This is a genomic window from Cupriavidus sp. YAF13 (assembly GCF_052113425.1).
Lineage (GTDB): Bacteria > Pseudomonadota > Gammaproteobacteria > Burkholderiales > Burkholderiaceae > Cupriavidus.
This window is the reverse complement of record NZ_JBFRDD010000029.1, coordinates 115,060-134,269: the sequence shown is the minus strand read 5'-3', so window position 1 is coordinate 134,269 and position 19,210 is coordinate 115,060. Positions and strand designations below refer to the sequence as shown.

The 19,210-nt window shown below is 67.3% G+C and carries 14 protein-coding genes; all 14 read right to left on the bottom strand.

Annotated features, from left to right (window positions below; genetic code table 11):
* Positions 1-5: 5 nt before the first annotated feature.
* A complete protein-coding gene (locus AB4061_RS22795; protein WP_441637769.1) occupies positions 6-1,007 on the bottom strand; it encodes a BMP family protein in 1,002 nt (333 codons plus the stop codon).
* The gene (locus AB4061_RS22790; RefSeq protein ID WP_441637767.1) at positions 997-1,713 is read right to left on the bottom strand and encodes a TetR/AcrR family transcriptional regulator; all 717 of its coding nucleotides are present in this window, start codon (positions 1,711-1,713) and stop codon (positions 997-999) included. The genes AB4061_RS22795 and AB4061_RS22790 overlap by 11 nt, the downstream gene beginning before the upstream one ends.
* Entirely contained in the window at positions 1,713-2,372 is a 660-nt protein-coding gene (gene upp / locus AB4061_RS22785; protein WP_441637765.1) for a uracil phosphoribosyltransferase, read from the bottom strand. Before upp ends, AB4061_RS22790 begins: the two co-directional genes overlap by 1 nt.
* Positions 2,373-2,447: 75 nt before the next feature.
* Positions 2,448-3,770 (bottom strand): URC4/urg3 family protein, encoded by a 1,323-nt coding sequence (locus AB4061_RS22780; protein WP_441637763.1) that lies wholly within the window; start codon positions 3,768-3,770, stop codon positions 2,448-2,450.
* Complete coding sequence (locus AB4061_RS22775) at positions 3,767-5,005, bottom strand: GTP cyclohydrolase II (protein ID WP_441637761.1); 1,239 nt, start codon at positions 5,003-5,005, stop codon at positions 3,767-3,769. Before AB4061_RS22775 ends, AB4061_RS22780 begins: the two co-directional genes overlap by 4 nt.
* Positions 5,006-5,289: 284 nt before the next feature.
* Positions 5,290-6,408 (bottom strand): acyltransferase family protein, encoded by a 1,119-nt coding sequence (locus AB4061_RS22770; RefSeq protein WP_441637759.1) that lies wholly within the window; start codon positions 6,406-6,408, stop codon positions 5,290-5,292.
* Between the two features lie 167 nt (positions 6,409-6,575).
* Entirely contained in the window at positions 6,576-7,052 is a 477-nt protein-coding gene (locus AB4061_RS22765) for a hypothetical protein (RefSeq protein WP_441637790.1), read from the bottom strand.
* Between the two features lie 67 nt (positions 7,053-7,119).
* Complete coding sequence (locus AB4061_RS22760) at positions 7,120-8,301, bottom strand: MGDG synthase family glycosyltransferase (RefSeq protein ID WP_441637757.1); 1,182 nt, start codon at positions 8,299-8,301, stop codon at positions 7,120-7,122.
* 80 nt (positions 8,302-8,381) lie between these two features.
* Positions 8,382-9,227, bottom strand: a complete 846-nt coding sequence (locus AB4061_RS22755; RefSeq protein ID WP_441637755.1) for a YfaP family protein — start codon at positions 9,225-9,227, stop codon at positions 8,382-8,384.
* A gap of 87 nt (positions 9,228-9,314) precedes the next feature.
* Positions 9,315-10,163: a YfaP family protein gene (locus tag AB4061_RS22750; RefSeq protein WP_441637753.1), complete on the bottom strand. Its 849-nt coding sequence runs from the start codon at positions 10,161-10,163 to the stop codon at positions 9,315-9,317.
* A complete protein-coding gene (locus AB4061_RS22745) occupies positions 10,160-11,899 on the bottom strand; it encodes a DUF2300 domain-containing protein (RefSeq protein WP_441637751.1) in 1,740 nt (579 codons plus the stop codon). Before AB4061_RS22745 ends, AB4061_RS22750 begins: the two co-directional genes overlap by 4 nt.
* 7 nt (positions 11,900-11,906) lie before the next feature.
* Complete coding sequence (locus AB4061_RS22740; RefSeq protein ID WP_441637749.1) at positions 11,907-16,658, bottom strand: alpha-2-macroglobulin family protein; 4,752 nt, start codon at positions 16,656-16,658, stop codon at positions 11,907-11,909.
* A gap of 5 nt (positions 16,659-16,663) precedes the next feature.
* On the bottom strand, positions 16,664-17,332 hold the full coding sequence (locus AB4061_RS22735; RefSeq protein WP_441637788.1) for a DUF1175 domain-containing protein: 669 nt from the start codon (positions 17,330-17,332) through the stop codon (positions 16,664-16,666).
* Between the two features lie 26 nt (positions 17,333-17,358).
* Positions 17,359-19,170 (bottom strand): DUF2138 domain-containing protein, encoded by a 1,812-nt coding sequence (locus AB4061_RS22730; protein ID WP_441637747.1) that lies wholly within the window; start codon positions 19,168-19,170, stop codon positions 17,359-17,361.
* Positions 19,171-19,210 lie beyond the last annotated feature (40 nt).

Sequence of the window (19,210 nt, the reverse complement as noted above, 5' to 3'; positions counted from 1 at the left end):
CCACCTTACTGCGACGACTTCGGCTCCGTTTCCACCACCTTGACCGCGAACTTGCCATCGAGGATCGCTTTCTCTTTCGCCTTGACCTTGGCCATCACGTCGCCTGGCACCTTGCCGTCGAACGTGCCCAGCGGCGCCAGCTCCGCACCCTTGAACTTCATCAGCGAATACGGGCCGTAGTCCTCGCTCTTGAACTGGCCGGCCTTGACCTTGCCGAGCGCGGCGCCCACGGTGGGCTCCATGTTCCACAGCGCCGAGGCCACCACGGTAGCGGGATACTGCGGCTGCGTGTTGATGACATTGCCGATCGCCAGCTTGCCCTTTTCCTTCGCGGCGTCGGATACGCCAAAGCGTTCGGCGTAGAGCACGTCGGCGCCCTTGTCGATCATGGCGAAGGCCGCTTCCTTGGCCTTGGGCGGATCGAACCACGAGCCGATGAAGCTGACCGTGAACTTCACCTTGGGATTGACCTCGCGCGCGCCTTCCATGAAGGCGTGCATCAGCCGGTTGACCTCGGGGATGGCGTAGCCACCCACCATGCCGATATGGTTGGTCTTGGTCATGCCGCCGGCGATCATGCCGGAGAGGTAGGACGGCTCCTGGATGTAGTTGTCGAACACCGAGAAGTTAGGCGCCTGCGGCTTGCCGGAAGAGCCCATCAGGAACGCGGTCTTGGGATAGTCCTTGGCCACCTTGCGCGCAGCCGCCTCGACGGCGAACGATTCGCCCAGGATCAGCGATGAGCCCTGCTCCGCGTACTGGCGCAGCACGCGCTCATAGTCGGCATTGGACACGCTTTCCGAGAACACATAGTCGATCTCGCCGCGCGCCTTGGCCTCGTTGAGCGCCTTGTGAATGCGCGACACCCATTGCTGCTCGACGGGCACGGTGTATACCGCCGCCACCTTCAGCCTGGCCTGCGCCTGCGCGGCGCCACCGAGTGCGGCCACGCTGGCGGCAGCTGCCGCGAATTTCAACCAAGACCTGCGCTTACCCTCAAAACTCATGGCTCTCTCCCCTTGTTGACGATAACTCCACGGCCAGGCCAGCCGGTTCCAGCCCGCAACCGCGCAGCAAAAGCCGCACCAGGTGGTCGGTGGCCTGCTCATAGTCGCGCTGGCCAAGGTGGCTCACCCCAAGCACGGCGCAAACTTGCGACTCAAAATCGGCATAGGTCTGGGTGGCGGCCCAGATCGTGAAAAACAGATGGTGCGGATCCACGCTGGCCATCTCACCGCGCGCGATCCATTCCCGGATCACGCCGGCCTTGCGCGCCACCAGCGCTCGCAGCGCGCCGCTGAGCACGTCGCGGATCTCAGGCGCACCGTGCAGCAGCTCATTGGCAAACACGCGCGAGGCATCCGGATGGCTGGCCGACAGCCGCATCTTGGCGCGGATGTACTGCTCCAGTGCCACCTGGGGCCGCTGCTCCGCGCCGATGATGTCGGTCTCGGACAGCCACAGCGCGAGCGTATGCGCCAGCACGGCCCGATATAGCGCCTGCTTGGTGCGGAAGTAGTAATGCAGGTTGGACTTCGGCACGCCCGCGCGCGTGGCGATCTCGTTCATGGTCGCGCCGGCGAACCCGGCCCGGGCGAACACGTATTCGGCCGCGCGCAGGATCAGCGCCTCGTTCTCCTGGCGGATGCGCCCCCCCGCCACTTCCCGCGGCGGCGGAAAGCATGGCGGCGGCGCCGTAGCCGGCGCTCCCATTACTTGGTGCCGTAGAGGCGGTCGCCGGCGTCGCCCAGGCCTGGCACGATGTAGCCGTGCTCGTTGAGCTCCTCGTCAATGGCCGCGGTGACAATGGCTACGTCGGGATGCGTTGCCCGCAAGGCCATCAAGCCCTGCCGCGAAGCGATCAGGCACACGTACTTGAGCGTGCTCACGCCGGCTTCCTTCAAGCGGTTGAGCGCGGCGATGGCGGAGTTGCCGGTAGCCAGCATCGGGTCGACCACGATCACCAGCCGCTCATGGATGTCCTCCGGCATCTTGAAGTAGTACTCGATCGGCTCCAGCGTTTCCGGGTCGCGGTACAGGCCGATATGCCCGACCCGCGCTGCCGGCAGCAAGTCCAGCATGCCGTCCAGGAAGCCATTGCCTGCCCGCAGGATCGACACCAGGCACAGCTTCTTGCCTGAGAGCACTGGCGACTGCATGGGTGCGATCGGGGTCTTGATGGCGATGGTCTCCATCGCCAGGTCGCGGGTTGCCTCGTAGGTCAGCAGCTGGCTGATCTCGCGCACCAGCCGGCGGAAATTGTCGGTGGTGGTGTCTTCGCTGCGGACCAGCGTGACCTTGTGCTGCACGAGCGGGTGATCCACCACCATCACGGACGCGGTGACGGGCGGTACGGCGGAGAGGTCGGTCATGATGCGCTCCTGGAGGGCGGTAGCGGATAGGTCTTGCTGGTTGCTGTTTGCTGCGGCGCGGGTCTGGCAAACCCGCTAGAACACCGTGCCGTCGCTGTTGATGGCGAATGGCGGCGGGCCACCTGGCCTGCGCTTGGCGGCAATGCGCCGCCCCGCGGCCCAGGTGCCGCCCTCCAGCACGCGGGCCAGCGGGAACGACTCTGCCGACAGCCCGAGCGCCTCGCGCACCGACGCGGCCACGAGGTCGAGTCCCGTCACCGTGAGCGCGCGCCATTCCACGATAACCGCCTCATCCACCGTGTGCGCCACGGCGGTGAAACCAGGGTCGCGCGGCACCATCAGCTCGAAATCGAACAGCAGCCCGCCGTTGCGGTATTCGGGCAAGCCAGTCAGGACCTCCAGCCCGGTCACGGTCAGGCCGGCATCTTCCAGCGGTTCCAGCAGCGAGTAGGTGAGCCACTGGGTCAGCTTGTGAAAAGGCACCAGGCCATCAGTGCAGGCTCGGTGGTGCCAGCAGTCGCCCAGCGACACGCCTTCCAGGCTGATGCGCCCTGGCCATACCGGCCCCAGCGCCACCAGCAGCGTGGTGAGCACGAAGCCGGCCTCGATCTGCCCAGCGCTGGCATGGGCCTTGAGGTAGTCGAACAGGTTGCCCAGCCGCGCCGGCGAACCAAAGACCGCTGGCGTGGCCTGCGCCACCTCGCCGAGACGGCGCAACAGCCCGGCACGTCCATCCAGGCCCACCAGCGGGTTGTGCTGGGCCACCTGGAATGCGGTTGCGATGGAGGACGCATCGATACGCATCAGGCGCTCGGCATCGGAGCGCAGCGGCTGGCCCGGCTGGGCAGAAAAGCCGCCGCGCGCGAACAGGTCGAAGCTGGCCACGCCAAGCCCTTCGGAGCGCGTCAGCAACAGGTCGCTGGCGGGATCGCGATAGCGCCAGTCCGGGCCTGCGCCGGCATCCAGCAATACGCTGGGGATCACCAGGTCGATGCCGATGCGGGCGCGTTCCTCGCGGTCGGCCTCGCCGGAGAGCCCGCCGCGTTCGCACAGGATCTGCCATCGGTCCAGCTTCTCGCCAGGGCCGCCGCTCTCGAAATGACGCCAGCGGCTGTGATACGGCACGTTGAGGTCGGGATAGCGCTGGCGGATGGTGGCCGCCACGTAATCGGCCACTGCCGGGATCCGCTCCGGATGCCAGGTAAACAGCTTGGACGCGCCGGCTGCCACATGATCCGTCACGGCAGCGCAGCGGGTGCGTACCGCGTGGCCGGTGAGCAATGCGGCGGCCGGATGGCCGGGCGGCACGGGACTGGCCCAGCCACCGGCATCATCCTCGCCGTTGGTGAAGGGATTCGCGGCGCCGCGGACGCCACCCGCTTCGGGTATCTCGTTCATTCGTGCAGTCCTCTGCCCTTGGCCAGCGCGAGTTCTTCCGCGTCGGGCGGGGTATAGCTCGTGAAGTAGCCAGCCGCCACCTTGGCGTCAATTTCCACGCGGGCATCGGCCGGGATCAGTGCATCGGGAATCGCAACCTGCTCAACCACCTCGATACCCTGAGCGGTCAGCGCCCCGTGCTTCATATTGCTCATCGAAGCCCAGCGGTCGATACGCTTGATGCCGAGCCAATGGAACACATCGGGCATGAGCTCCTGGAAGCGCATGTCCTGCACGCCGGCGATACATTCCGTGCGTGCGAAATAAGTCTCGGCCCGGTCGCCGCCAACCTGGCGCTTGCGGGCGTTGTAGACCAGGAACTTGGTTACCTCGCCCAGTGCCCGGCCTTCCTTCCGGTTATAGACCACCAGCCCGACACCGCCCTGCTGCGCCATCTCGATGCACACCTCGATGCCGTGGGCCAGGTACGGCCGGCAGGTACATATGTCGGAGCCGAACACGTCCGAGCCGTTGCACTCGTCATGCACGCGGCAGGCCACCTTGGTCTCGGGCTTGCCAAGCTGGCTGACATCGCCGAAGAAGTACAGGGTCATGCCGCCGATCGGCGGCAAGAACACTTTCAGGTCGGGGCGCGTGACCAGTTCCGGAAACATGCCGCTGGTCTGCTCGAACAGGCTGCGGCGCAGCATGCTTTCCTTGATCCCGAAGCGGCGCGCCAGCCCCGGCAGGTACCAGACCGGATCGATCGCGGCTTTGGTGACCCGCACGTCGCCATTGGCATGAAGGATCTGCCCGTCTGGCGTGAGCCGGCCCGCCGCGATGGCGCCCATCAGTTCGGGCATGTTGATGTGGGCGCGCGTAATGGCGATCGAGGGACGGATATCGATGCCCGCGGCGATCCGGTCGCCGAAGGCGCTGGAAACCAGGTGACCCCAGGGATCCATCGAGACGATCTTGTCCGGGTCGCTCCACTGCGGGTGGGGCCCGATGGCGTCAGCCGGCGAAGTATCGGTGAGATCGGCGCGGTGGTCTCGCTGCAGCTTGCCGGACGCGACTGCCAGCGCGCGGTAGACCGCGTAAGCGCCGGAATGGGTGCCGATCACATTGCGCTGAGCCGGATTGGTCAGGCTCGCGATCACGGGGCCGCGCTCCGCTGCCGTGGCGGCCCCCCAGTGGATTGGCTCGGCCGGCTTGTCGCGGCGCGCGTGCGAGGTCAGGACAATATGATCGGACATGGCAGCCTCGGAACGTGAATCCTGACCAAACGGTCAGGTTTACGATTCCATAGTAGGCAACCTTCGTGCCATATCCCAATGCTCGTTTTTACCCTGTGTTGCACACCGCACGATACCGCTTGCGCACCGTGCCGGTGCGCCAGCGCCGCAGCCAGCGCTGGCCTGGTGCATAGGCACCATGTAAAAGCGGCACCGGGCCGCTGGGGCCGGGTGCCGCTGGATGTGCCTTCGGATAAACCGGAAGCGCTATCGGGACTATCGGGGCTATCGGGGCTATCGGTCGGTCAGGTTGACCGTGACTGCCCCGCCGGCTGCCGCTGGACCGGCTCAGGGGCAGCAGGCCATAGCGCCAGGCGCAATGCACGCAACGGCGCACCGCTCTCCACGTAGCGATGGAACAAGGCGCCAGCGGCGTTGCTAAGCAGCCAGGCCAGCACCATGCCGAGCGCATTGAGCACGGGCTGGTGCGGCGCCAGATGGAAGACCAGGGCATTGACCACCAGGCAAATCGGGAAATGCACCAGGAACACCGAGTAGGAAATACGCCCGAAAAACGCCAGGAACCGGGCCTGCGGCCAGTGCTCGAGCCAACCGCCACGGCGCGCCGTGCCGAGCAGGAGCGCGATCGCCAGCGCCACCGCGATGCGCAGCCGGAAATCCACGGCCAACGCTGCCAGCACCACGGTGCACAACACCAGCAATGCCACCGGCGAACGCTCAGGCTCGGATGCCCAGAAGGCCAGCGTGCCCAAGCCGTAGGCGCCAAAGAAATAAATCGCCCAGATATCCCATGTGGCATCACGGTTGAACCAGAACAGCGAAGCCAGCACCATCCCGGCCACCACCAGCGGGCCCTTCGGGCTGCCGCCCACGTCGAACCATTGCTCGCAGCGGCGGGCTGCCCACAATGCCACCATCAGCAACGCGAACAATTGCAGGTCGATGGCCACATACCAGACGCCGGCGGACAAGGCATCAAAGTCCAGCACGTTGTGCAGCAGCAGCACATGCGCCAGGAACTGATGCAGGCCGGGGGCGCCGGGAATGGAGTCGTGGTGCATCCAGGTGCGCGCAATGGCGGCACCGGCAATGGCAATCAAGATAGCCGCGGTATAGGGCACCACCAGCTTCTGGTAGCGGCGCCAGATTGCCTGCAAGGGACGCGGCACCATCAAATGCCCGGCGGGAGCCAGGCTGCGCGCCGCCAGGAAGCCACTGATGACGAGGAACGCCTGCACGGCAATGCGCGCGTACTGCGAGAACCAGTCGAGCAGGCCGGGCGCCAGCACGTGGGCCGCATCGGACATGGGGCCGTAGAAGGCAAGATGGTGCAGCACGATCAGCTGTGAACTGATCGCCTTGAGAGCGTCAATGCACGCCATGCGCGAAGGACGGGGGCTCATTTGTTATAAGAATGCTACAAAGTGCACAAGGACCGGATTCTACTCCCAGGAAACAGGATGGCGCCAAAACGGGCCACGATGCACTGCCGCAAAACGGCCAAAAGCGTTGTGTTGATCACACATTGCACCGCAATATATGTACCAGACAGCATATTGACGGCGCTTACCTAAAAAATGTAACGATTCCCCACCGGTCCCCGGCATGACAGCCAGAGCAACGCCGCCGCCACGCCCAGCGAAACCCAATAATCGGTGGGCGCGCCGGCCCACCAGTGGATGTGCCAGGGCACGAAACTCGGCGCAAAGCGCGCCAGCCCGAATGCCGGGTTCAGCACGAACCAGAGAAAATCCTCGCTGATCCAGAACACCATGATGCAGGCGATCACGCGCGCCTCGGCGCGCCAGTTCCAGCGCCCGCCGAACACCAGTGAAAAATGGAAGAACAGCGCCACGCAGGGGAATACCCAAGCGTGATAGCCCGTCATCGGGCGCCCGCCCCAGAAAATATCCAGCAGCCAGTGATGCTCGATGCGCCAGGTGGGCAGGTTGGCCGCCCAGCCCGCGGCACCCTCGATCTGGATCTCCACGTTCGCAAAAAAATAGGCCAGCAGCAGGGTCCACGCCACGGTAAGCACCAGCACCATGGGATGGCGCGACGGATAGGACTGGTCCGCGTGCCGAGTTGAAGAAGACAGGTTCAGCGCGCGCATCTCAACGCGCCGCGGTCGCAGCCGCACCGCCGTGGCCGGCAGGCTGGCCGCACCGCGCCAATTGCCCGAGCACGGTTTCCAGCACGCGGCGCGCCGCCGCCGGTTGCCCCAGCGCGCTAGCCCGCGCACGCATCTGGTCGAGCCGCGCCGGCTCCGCCAGCAAAAGGCGCACCCGGTATTCCAGCGATACCAGGTCGACCGCCTTGAGCGCGGCGCCTTGCTCCAGCAGGTAATCGGCATTGCGCTCTTCCTGCCCGGGAATCGGCGCATTGACCACCATCGGCACGCCCATCGCCAGGCATTCGGACGTGGTCAGGCCGCCGGGCTTGGTGATGACAAGGTCGGAGCACGCCATCAGGCGCTCCACCTCGTTGGTAAAGCCGAAGGGAACGAGGCGTCCGGGGTGTGCGGCGGCCAGGGTCTTGAGCCGCGCCAGCGCGGTCTCGTTGCGCCCGGCCAGCACGATCAGCTGGAAATCGTGGTCCAGCCGCATCAGCGCCCCGGCCACGTCGTCAAGGCCGCCAAGCCCTGCCCCGCCGCCCATCAGCATAATGGTGCGCCGTGCCGGATCGAGCCCGAAATGCCGTGCGCAGGCCTGGCGATCCTGCGGGTGGGAGAACGCCGGCACCACCGGAATCCCCGTGGTATGGATGCGGCCAGCCTCGATCCGACTGGCCCGCATGCGAAACGCGATTTCCTCGCTGGCGGCGAAGTAACCCGTCATATGGGGAATCACCCACATGCCGTGCAGATCAAAGTCCGTCACCTGCACCCACACTGGTACCGCCAGCCGCTGCCGGCGCACCTCATGCATCAGGATCTCGGCGGGCAGGAAGTGCGTGCAGACGATGGCATCCGGGGCAAACTCGTCAATCGCACGGCGCAGCGCGCGCGTGCTCAGGCGCTCGGCAGCGCGCCGCAGCTTTTGCATCGGCGCTGCCGGGTCGGCCTCGGAAGTGTGCTGGTAAAGCATGCCCCAGAGGGCCGGATAGCTGTTCACCAGCTTGATGTAGAAGTCGGTGTAGAGCTTGCGAAACGTGGCCGGGACGTATTCCATCACGTCAAGGTGAAGCGTCCGCACATCGGGGAATTCGGCTTCGGCGGTAAGGCGCAGTGCTTCGGCGGCGCGCATGTGGCCGGCGCCGGCGGAAACACTGAGGAACAGGATCTTCTGCTGCTGCATGGGGATCGGGGAGTTTGACCTTCCGGGGTGATCCCGGAGGTGCCGGGACGCTGGGGTGTTGGAGAGTTTCGGGGCGGTGCTCACTTCATGACGAAGGACTTGATCAGCGTCAGTTCGCCGGGCTTGCGCATCGGCACGCGGAACACCTGTTGTTTTTCGTTGGGCGTGTTTTCATCGGTGATCAGCGCCACTTGCGCCACGGTAATGGCTTCGGGGCCGGCGCCGCTGCCGTAGTAGTTCACATAGACCAGGTAGGTGCCGGGTGGCGGCGCGGCAATCGAATAGATCTCCGGGCCATAGCCGGTGGTGACGTCAACATCGAGCGCGCCGCCGTTGCTGGCCACGCGATTCGCATAGAAGGTGTGCTGGCCGTCGGGCGCCACCACATGCAGGTCCAGGTCGGTCTGATCGCTGTCCCAGGACAGCACCACGCGCAGGCGTGGACGGGTCTTGCCCTGGTAGCCGTCGTAGAACTGCACGCGCTTGCTGGCACCCTGCGCACTGCGGATCTCCACGCTGTTGCTGCCGCCCGAGAAGGCATAGGGCCGTGAGAAGCGGCCATCTTCCTCGACCCGCTGCGGCATCGCCACGCCGTTGACCACCAGGGTGGCAACCGAGCCGCCGCCGCGCCGCCCGCGCCCGCCGGGTGCGGGGTTCGACGCGGCGCTCGCGGTATCCGCCTCGGGCTTGGGCGCCGCGCGGATGCGCCCGGCAATCATGGCGCTGGCGGCTTGCCCGGCCCGCGTGGAGACCGCCACTGCCGGGTAATGCACTTCCTGCGTATAGGCCGAAGCATCACCAGCCGAGTTGCGCCAGCCATTGCGCGGCGTGGTGAACTCGATGGCATCGTCGGCACGCGCGGCGCCGGCCAGCAACAGGGCCGGCAGGGTCAGGCTGATCAAGGCTAGTTTCAGCGAGTGCTGCATATCCGCGGTTCCTTCCTGCGTTCTTTGCGACTGGTTTTCTGGCTGGGCATCAGCGTGGCTGTCAGTATGGCTCATCGATGTGCCGGATCAGAAACGCACCGACTTCATCAGCGCCAGTTCGCCCAGCTTGCGCAGCGGCACCACGAGCGTCTCACGCTTTTCATTGAGCGTGTTCTCGTTGTAGATCAGCGTGAGCTTGGCGGTGATCAGGTCGCGATCGTTCTTGCCTTTCTCGAAGTTGTAGCCGTCGGCGTTGAAGTTGCCCCAGTAGTTCACATAGAACAACCACACGCCGGGACGCGGCGCCGCGCTCGAGAAAATCTCCGGCCCCGCACCGTCCACGCTATCCACGTCCAGACCGCCCCCTTCCGGCAGCAAGGGGCTGGCAAAGAAGGCATGGCCACCGTCGGGTGAAATCACATGCAGGTCGACCTCGGCCTTGGGATCGTCCCAGGTCAACACCGCGCGCAGCTTGGCCTGGATCTTGGTCGCGTCGGCCTCGTAGAACTGCAGGCGCTGGCGCGAGGCGCCATCGGTGGACACGATCTCCACACTGTTGGAGCCTCGGCCAAACGCCCACGGCCGCGCAAAGCGTCCCTGCTCGTCGGCATACAGCGGCATGGCCGTGCCGTTGACCACCAGCGTGGGCGGCTTGCGGCCTTCCTTGCCGACCTTGCGCAGGCGCCCCTCGATCAGCGTGCGGTACTTCTGCGCGCCGCGGTCCACCGGCGGCTTGGGATACGCGGCGGTATAGCGCTCGAGCTCGTTGGCCAAGCCGCCGTGACGCCAGCCGCCAACCGGGCCGTCCAGATCGGCAACCGGCTCGGCCGTGGCCAGCAGCGGTGCCGCGGCACAGGCCAGGGCGAGCACGCCGTGGCGCCAGTTGCGGGACAGATTGCGGGACAGATTGCGGGACAGACTGGGGGTGAGATTCATGATGGGTTCTGCGTACGTACCAGCTTGCGCGCCATGGCTTCGACAAAGCCTTCGTCCTGCCCGCGCGGGTGGCGGGCAAACGCAAGATGGAGATATTCGTGGGCCAGCGCAATGCGGTCGTCCTCGCTGGCCAGCCGGTGGATATAGAGCCGGTTGCGGCGCGCGTCGGCATAAGGGCGGCCTTCGCGTACTTCGCACACGGCGGGCAGCGGCGGCGTTTCATAGCCTGGCTCCGCCGCCAGCCGGCGCTCCCACTGCGGCGCGCGCTGCGCCAGCCACTGCCGCGCATTGGTCACCGCCTGGCAATCGCCGGCCACGGGGCTCTGGAACGAAGTGAGCGTGGCCTGAGGCCACCAGCGGGCCAGGATGGCATCGAACGACTGCCCCTGCCCTGCCGCGCGCCGGGCCTCCAGCCAGGCCATGCGCCCCTGGCCGCTCACGTCGTGGTGATAACGCACGGCCACGCCGGACAGCACCAGCGCATCCGTCACATCAGCGGCACGCCGTGCCGCGGCGGTGGGTGCCCGCGGCAGCACGCGCTGGGTGCGGCTGCTATCGGCAATATGAAAGCAGCCTTGCTCGCGCGTAGCTTGCTGGATCAGGTAGCTGCGCGCAGCCACCGCCAGGGCGCGGGCGGCCTCGGGCTCGGTGGTGTCGCCCTCGCGCTCGACAACCCGCGCCACGTAGTCATTGAGGCCCAAACGGCCCACTACGCGCGGCGCGGCGCCGGGCTTGCGCAGCAGCGTGAGTTCGCCACGGCTTTCCACGCGCAGGCTGTTGCCATTGGCAAACTCCGCGCGGTAGGCGCCGTTGAGCGGGCCATCCGCCACGGCCTGGCGACTTGCGCCGGTGCCGGCAACTTGCAGATCGCGCAGCGGATAGCGCTCGAACATGTCGACCAGCACGCAGGCGCCATCATCGGGCACCGGCACGGCGGCCAGCAACGGCTGCAGGCGGGGCGCCGCGCGGCGCAGCACATTGGCACTGGCGCCGGGACCGCCCAGCCAGACCGGGCTGCCATCGGCAAGCCAGCCGGCCGCGCCGCCGATGGATGCGCCCGGCCGCGCGGGGTCCGGCATGGTCCAGGTCTTGACGCGCAGCAGGCTGCCATAGCTGGCCAGCGTGCCTTCGCCGCGCCCCACCGTCAGTACCGAGACCAGCGTCGCGGCCGCTGCCTGTTGCGCGGCGGGGGGCATGGCATGCAGCCCGGCCAGCAGATCGGCAACGGCCACGCTGCGAGCGGGCTGCATCGCCTGCATGTCCTGCAGCCACACGGGCGCGCCTGCCTCCTTCCAGAAACGGCGCCAGTCGGCAGCGGACAAACCCAGCCGCCGCGGCTCGAAATAGCGTCCGCAGGACTGAATCAGCGCACGCTCGCGGTCGATGCTCTGGCCGGCCGTGCAGCAGTAAACCTCCTCCGGGTCACCGCCTCGGCAGGTGTAGTCATTGGATGGCTTGTCGCGGCCGACCAGGTAGCCATAGACGAACAGCTTCCACACGCTGCCCAACGGGGTCTGCAAGCTGGCAGGCAATGGCGTGGCAACGGGCGCGGCGGCATTGCCGTCGAGGCCGAACAATTGCGCGTCCGCTCCCGCGAGCCGCGCGAAGCGCAGGGGCTCGGCGGGCGCGGGCGTGGCAGCCAGCGCGGGGCCGGCGCACGCCGCACCCACGGCGGCCAGCACCGCAAGCCGACGCCACCAGGCACGGCCGGCCGCCATGCGCGCTGCCCCGTTCATGCTTGCCTCACTCCACCGTCAAGGGGAAGCCCGCCGTCTTGCCGTCGCCTTGCAGGGCCTTGGCATCTGGCTGGTACATGCGGAAGTAGCGCACCGGCGGCAGGTTGAACCTGCCCGGCAGCGAGAAGCGCACCAACTGGCGCAGCACCACCGGGCGCTCCAGCGAGACGACCGGCTGGTGATACGACAGCATGCCCATCTCGTACGTCACGGCGCGCTGGAACGGCTGCAGGCCGGTGGCCTTATTGTCCGGATCCGGCAAGCCGTCGATCCGCAGGCCCCACGTCGTGCCCTCGACCTCGCCGCCGGGCGGCAGCGGTGCTTCGACCAGCCCGTAGCGGTAGGTGCCCTGGCGCGGGCTCAGCACGATCTCATCGACGTAGAGCGTGTTGCTGTCGAGCTTGTCGCCCGGCTTGACCGGCTTGGCCGAGAAGGTCAGGCCGGCCGTACCCGCGGCAGCGGCTTCGGCTGGCTTGCCGTCTTTCGCTGCGCCATCGCTCGTGGGCACCAGGCGGTAGAGCTTGCGCTCGATGCCGATCGGCAGGCGCGAGGCTTCCTGGGCACGGCTGCGGTAGGACACCACGGCATTGGTGTTGAACGATTGTGAGGCCGCATCCATGTTCGGCGGCACGGTCAGCGCGAGCGTCTCGGGCAGTTGCGCCCCGCTCCAGCGCCATTCCGGCAGGCCAAGCGGGCTGCGCGCAGCCTTCCAGTTGCCCTGCGGCACGCGTAGCGCGGGGTCACCCTCGCCGGCCAGCCCGCGGCCCAGCCCGCCGCCAAGGGCCTTGTTGAGCCACACCAGCGTCACGGCCCGGTCAATCGTCGGTGAGGCAGCGCCGGCGCGGGCCAGCAGCGCCTGCACGTCGGAGGTGGCCGCGCCCTTGCCCGCCATCAGCAGCAGGCTCTGCACCAGCGGCGAAGGATCGCTCGCCAGCGCCTGGCGCGCGGCCTCGGCGGCGCTGGCCAGGCCTTCCGGCATCGGCTGGCCGATCTGCTTGTAGAGCTGCGCGGCCAGCACCGTCGCCACGCGGCGGCCTTGCGGCGAATCCGGCGCGGCAAACACCAGGCTTTCGCCCACGGCCGCGCCCGGTGCGTCGGCGCCGGGGCGAGCGAGCTCGCCGGCCACGCCACCGAGCTGCGTGGCCACCGGCAGGCCCATCTCGTTGATGAACCACAGCGCGAGCGCACGGTGCAGCAGCGGCTCCTTCATGGCCTGCTTGTAAGCTTCCAGCGTGCGCTTCCAGTGATCGGGCGGCAGGCTGATGCCGACGGCGCGCGTTGCCAGCCAGTCGGCGTAATAGGCATACGCCGTCAGCAGCGCGCTATTGCCCACCGTATCGCCCCACCACCCAAACTGGCCATTGACCCCAGCCAGCAGCGCCAGGCGCTGGCGCTGGGTGCGCAGCAGCGCGTCGATGCCCTGGGTGCCGCCGCCCGTGTCCGCGCCGGTGGCTGCCAGGCTGCGCTGGGCCAACGCCAGCGGAATCAGCCGGCTCGCTGTCTGCTCGGTGCAGCCATAAGGATAGGCCAGCAAGTCGTCCGCCACGCGGGCGAACTGGCTGGCGGCGCCATCGACGAAGCGCAGGCGCACGTCCTGCGCATCCGCCGGCAGCTTGAACGCGGCATTGGCGCCGGCCAGCGGCAGCGTCAACTCGCGCTGCGAGAGCCAGCCGGTGGGCTCGACCGTGAGCGTGGTCTGCAGGCGGTCCAGCGTCTTGCCCTGCAGCTTGATCTCGGCATTGACCACGCCGCTCTGCAAAGCGCCCTGCGCCACCGGCAGGCGCACGTAGTTGGCGCCACGCTTGAGCGTCACGCTCTGGTTGACATTAAGGCCGGCACCGATCACCACAAGGTCCGCTGCCACGTCCTGCTCGCCCTGGTTGAAGGCCACCATGTCGATGCGCGGCGCGTCCTCGCCGCGGTAGCGCTGTGGCCCGGTCCATTTGAGATACAAGCCCTTGTCGGAGCGGATGCTGGCGGTGCGCTGCCCGACCATGCCGTCGCCTGACATCGCGCGCACCGTGATGCGCCAGCGCGTCAGGGAGTCAGGCATGGTGAAGCTCATGCGCGCGCGGCCGTCTGCGCTGGTACGCAGGTTGGCCTCCCACGCGGCAGTGTCTTTCTCATCCCGGCGCGGGCGCTCCAACACCTTCACGCCACGTTCGTTATAGCGGCCTCGCTCAGGGCCACCGGCGCCGGGCTGGCCCGACACGGCAAGGTCGTAGCCGATGAAGTTCAGGCTGGAAGTGGTGCGCACGCTGTTGCGGCGCGGATGGTAGAAGAAGTCGACGATGCTCGGGGCGATTTCAGGCTGCAGCACGTAGACCATCTCGTCCACCACGCTGACGGTGAGATTCGCCGGCACGGGCTTGCCATTGAAGACGCTGGTAAGGTCCAGCGTGACGGTCTCGCCCGGGGCATAGACAGGCTTGTCGCTCTTGACGGCCAGCTCGATCGTGGGCTGCACCACGGCAATGCCGGCGTTCTGGAACACGTAGTCGCCGTCCTTCACATACAGCACGGAGAACGTCATATTGGGGCTGAAATCGTTGCCCACCTTGATCCGCGCCCGCCATTGCTTGTCGGTGACCTTCTCCAGCGACAGCCAGTCGCCGCCCTTGGACAGCAGGCCGCGCCGCTCCACCCGGTCGCGCTCCAGCGTCAGCAAGGCGTCCTCGACGGCGAGCGGGAACGTCACCAGCGCTTCGGCGGTGTCGCCGATGCGGTAGCGGTCCCGGTCGAACACGATCTCGATATTGCCTGGCACGGTCTGCAGGCCCTCGCCTGCCACCCAGTGGCTGGCAGCGGCCAGCAGGTTGCCTGCGCCGTCCTTGACGGAGAGCGTGTACGAGCCCGGCTGGTCGAACTTGACCGGGAACGACACAGTGCCGTTGGCGGCGGGGCTCAGCGCGCCTTCGCTGCGGGTGCGGGACTCCAGCCGCACCAGTTCCCACTTGGCCGGCGCCTGCGCCGATGYCTGCCCGGCGGCGGCCAGTGCCTGCAGCTGGAAGGTCACGCTCTGGCCCGGGTTGGTGAAGTTGGCCAGCGCCGTCAGCTTGTACGGCGTGGCGCCGCGCGCGATCAGCAGTTCGCGCGTGACCTTGACCCGGTAGGCCGCACCATCGTTGGCGAACACCGTCACCACGTAACGGCTCGGGTCCTTGGCGGCAGGCAGCACCAGCGCGGCATTGCCACTGCCGTCGGTGGTCAGTTCCTGCTGCTCCAGCTTGACCGGGAACAGGCCGGCATATTGCAGCTCGCCCTCCACCATCGTCACCTGCTGCGCACGCAGGCTGACGGACAGCTTGGCGTCCTTGACCGGCTTGCCGTCCGGATAGCGCAGCTGGATCTTGCCCTTGACCGCCTCGCCGGTGGCATAGTCGGCCTTGTCCAACGCAAGATTCACGTCGAAATGCGGCTTGATGTATTCGGCCACGCGGAAGGCGCCGCCGTAGGTATTGCCGCCGTAGTCGAAGCGCAGCGTATAGCCGCCGGCCAGCGCATTGGCGGGCAGCGTGAAGCGCGCGTCGGCACCGTTGTCCGCCGCCAGCGCGGTAGCGACCGAGGCCAGCGGCGCGCCGTTGGGGTCCAGCACCTCCAGCTTGATATCGCCGGGCGCCGCGGGGCCGGATTCGGTGGCATTGCGGAAATTGCGGCCGATGAACTTGACCCGGACTTCGTCGCCGGGACGGTACAGCGGCCGGTCGGTGAAGGCGTACAGCTTGGTGTTGTAGATCTCGCTGTCGTAGTAGAAGTTTTCCGAGATAAACGCGCCGCCGGCCGGATCCACGCCCAGCAGGTAGCTGCGCTCCGGGCTGGTGTGGGCCAGATCTGCCGCACCGTCAGCACCAGTGGTGGCGCTTTGGAGCACGCCAAGGCCATCGGTCCAGGCCAGGCTGGCGCCGGCAACCGGGCGGCCGCTCTTGCGTTGCGCCGCCCAGACCAGCATGCCGTTGCCGGTGCTCTTGGTAATGGCCACGGTATCGGACACGAACAGCAAGGTATGGGCGCGGTAGGTGCCGATGATGCCTTCGACGATGTACAGGCCCGGCTTGAGCTTGCCCAGCGGCACCATCACGTTGCCCGCATCTCGCGGCAGGAATTCGCTGCTGCTGCCTTCCAGCTTGACGTCCTTGGGCGGCGCGATTTCCTTGGCGTCCCAGATCGGGTAGCGGAAGCGCTCGACCACGTCATAGCCCTTGAGCGGCTCGTACTGCGGGTTGTTCTCGAAGCGGGTCGGCTGGGCAATCTGGTCGCCCATGCTGAACTGCGGCGCGTCCTCCACCGCCTTGCTGCGGGTCGCGAACGACAGCACGCGTTGCCATGCGCGGCGCGCCTGCTTGTACCAGCTGTCCCACAGGTAGGACAAGGTGTTGGCCAACCCTTCGCCGCGGTAGTTCGCCTTGACGTCGATCCGGTGCAGGTTCTTTTGCGCCTTCAGGAAGGCGATCGGATCGGCGACCCGGTACACGAGGATGTCGGCGCCGCCGTAGCGCTGCAGCTCGCTCTTGTATTCGCGGCCCGGAGCTTCCAGGCGCACCTGCGCCGTCTGGTCGCTGCCGTAGCTGGCGTCCGACAGCAGGAAGAACGGTTGGCCCTGGAAAGCGCTATAGCCGCTTGACGGCACAGTGTCGAGCGTGGCACTCGGCCGCTCGGCGGCGCCTGCCGCCTGGGTGCCTGCCAGCAAGGCAAGCGCCAGCAGCACGCGGGGAATGGAGGAACGCAGAAGCGCGCTCGCGCGCGTCATGACGACAAGCATCGTCTTTACCTCGACAAAAAGGCGAAACGGAATACGCCGATGAAATTGGGATTGCCGTCCTGCGGCTGCCAGCGCGAATCGTTCCATTGCATCAAGCGGGAAAGGGTGACGGCACGCAGGCCGTTATCGGTACGGGTCACGGTGCCGGTGTGATAGGCCAGGTACTGGCCCATCCAGATCATCAGGTGCTGTTCATCGCCCTGGTCGTAGAAAAGCAGGTCGCCAGGCTGGGCCAGGTTGACGTTCCTGGCGACAAAGCGGCTATTGCCCTGCACCAGGGCCAGGGCGGATGCATAAGCCCCGGTGCTGCCGTCGGCGCGGGTCCAGCGCTGGCCAAGCGTGCGCTGGGCCGGGCTCAGGCTAAGCTCCGGCGGCAACTGGCGGGCCGAGGCGCCGCCTTGCATGCCGTTGGCGCGCAGCCAGCGCGCGTCATGCACCTTGAGCGCCTCGCCCACGGCAAAGCGCACCAGGCCCGCACAATCGCGCTGGTACCAGCGTGGGGTCGGGCCCTGGCGCAGTTGCTCACCGACGATGCGCACGAACCAGGCGCGAAACGCCGCCGATTGCGTGGCATCGAGCGCATCCGCCTCGGGCGTGTCCGACGCCAGGCCGGACAAGGCCCAGGCCCGACCGCCGCCGGCCAGGGGCAAGGCAAGCGCCAGCGCCGCCAGCATCGAGCGGCGGCCTCGGCTCACAGCTATCACTGCGCAGCCTCTTGCGGCGCCGCTGCTATCGGCGCCATCGGCGCAATCGATGGGGCCGCGGCCAGCGCGCCGCGCGGCGGCGTGCCAGCCTGCTGCCAGGTCACCGGCACCCACGCACGCCCCGAAGGCAGGCTATCGGGCAGCACCAGCGAGACCGCCGGGTAGGCCGCAAGGGTCTTCAGCTTGGGGAACAGGTGAGCGCGCGCCGCGTTCAGGAACAGGGCTTCCTGGTCCGCCGGCAGCGCCTTGGTGGCTTCGCGGCGCACCAGCGGCGCCAGCGTCGATGGGGTGAAGCTGAGCACGGTACGGGCCTGCTGGCCGCGCTGCATGGTGTCGGCCACCGCGGGGAAGCGCTTGCCCTGCACCGCCAGCGCGTCATCCACCAACGCGCCGTCAGGCGAGAACAGCACCGTGTTGCCAGCCAATGCCAGCGTCACGGGGAAATAGGCGCCCGCCGAAAGCTGCGCCGCGAACGGCGCCCCCTTGCCCTCACGCGTGCCGTAGGGCGAGCTGACCGCGCGCGACCACAACACCGCGCCGCCCGCGCCCTGGCGGTTCTGCACCGGCAGGCGCGCATAGGCGCCCTTTTCCGCGCCGGCCTTGGGTTCATAGGCGCCGATCACTTGCTCGAACAGGCTCGCCAGCACCGGACGCAGCGCGGTAGCGGCATCGGCCGACTTGACCCAGGCCATGAACAACGGCGCCACCAGCGCCGACTTGCTGTACCAGCACACGGCAGCCGGCCCTTCGAAGGCCTGGGCCACCTGCGTAGCCAGTTCGTCCTTGCCGCCACTGACCTTCTGCAGCATCTTGCCTGCGGCCTGCCAGTCCACCGGCAGCGTGGCGCACGCCGCGGGGTCGGCCGGCAAGGCCTTCCAGAGTTCGGCCGTGTTCCACGCGCCGGGCAGGCGCGCGCCATCGACCAGCACCGCGCTGTGCCAGGCGGCATCGCCGGCATCGGCCTTAGAAACGGACTTAGAATCGGCGCCGGCAAAATCGAAACGCAGCGCTTCGATGCCCGGGAAGAATGCCTGGTACCCAAAGGAGAGGTAATTCGCGCCCACCAGCACGCGATGGCCCTTGGGCGGACCCTTGGCGGCGTCGAGCGCGAACGATTGCAGCGGGGCCTCGCGCGCGCCGGCGTCGTCGGACAGCCAGGCGGCCACTGCCTTGGCGCGAGCGCCGATGGGCTTGCCTTCAGCGTCCAGCAGCATGCCGGCTTCCGACAGGACTACCAGGCGATCGCCCTTGCCCGCCAGCAGCAAGCTGCGGGCCGGGCCGATCCGCAACGCATACAGCGGCGTGCCGCCGACTTCACCGGCGCGGCTCAACTGCGTGTCAGCCGGGGCGATCGTGCCAAGTGTCTGCAGCACCTTGGCCAGCCCGTTGCGCTCCATCGACAGCGCCCAATAGCGCAAGGTGCCATCGGCGCCGCGCCAGGCCATAAGCCGGCCCGGTTCGTCGAACACGCGCTTGAGCAACGCATCGCCCCAGTCCAGGTCGTGCTCGAAGGCAATGCGGCGCAAGGCGCCCGAGGCAGACAGGCGGCCTTCGTTGTCTTCGTAATAATTGACGAAATCCTCGGTGAGCACATCGCGCAGCAGCGGCACGCGGAGCATATCGCGCGGCAGGCTGGACAGGCTTTCGCTGTCGACCAGCGCATCGGGGCGGCTGAAATCGAGCTCAAGCTGGCGGGGCTGCCCCTTCCAGGCGCGTCCGAACGGGTGCCAGACCATTTGCACGGCCACACCAGCGGCAATCGCCAGCGCGGCGGTGCCAAGCGCGATTTTCTTGCGCGAAATCTTCATGATTCCCTTCACGATCGTGATCACTGCACGTCACAGACGC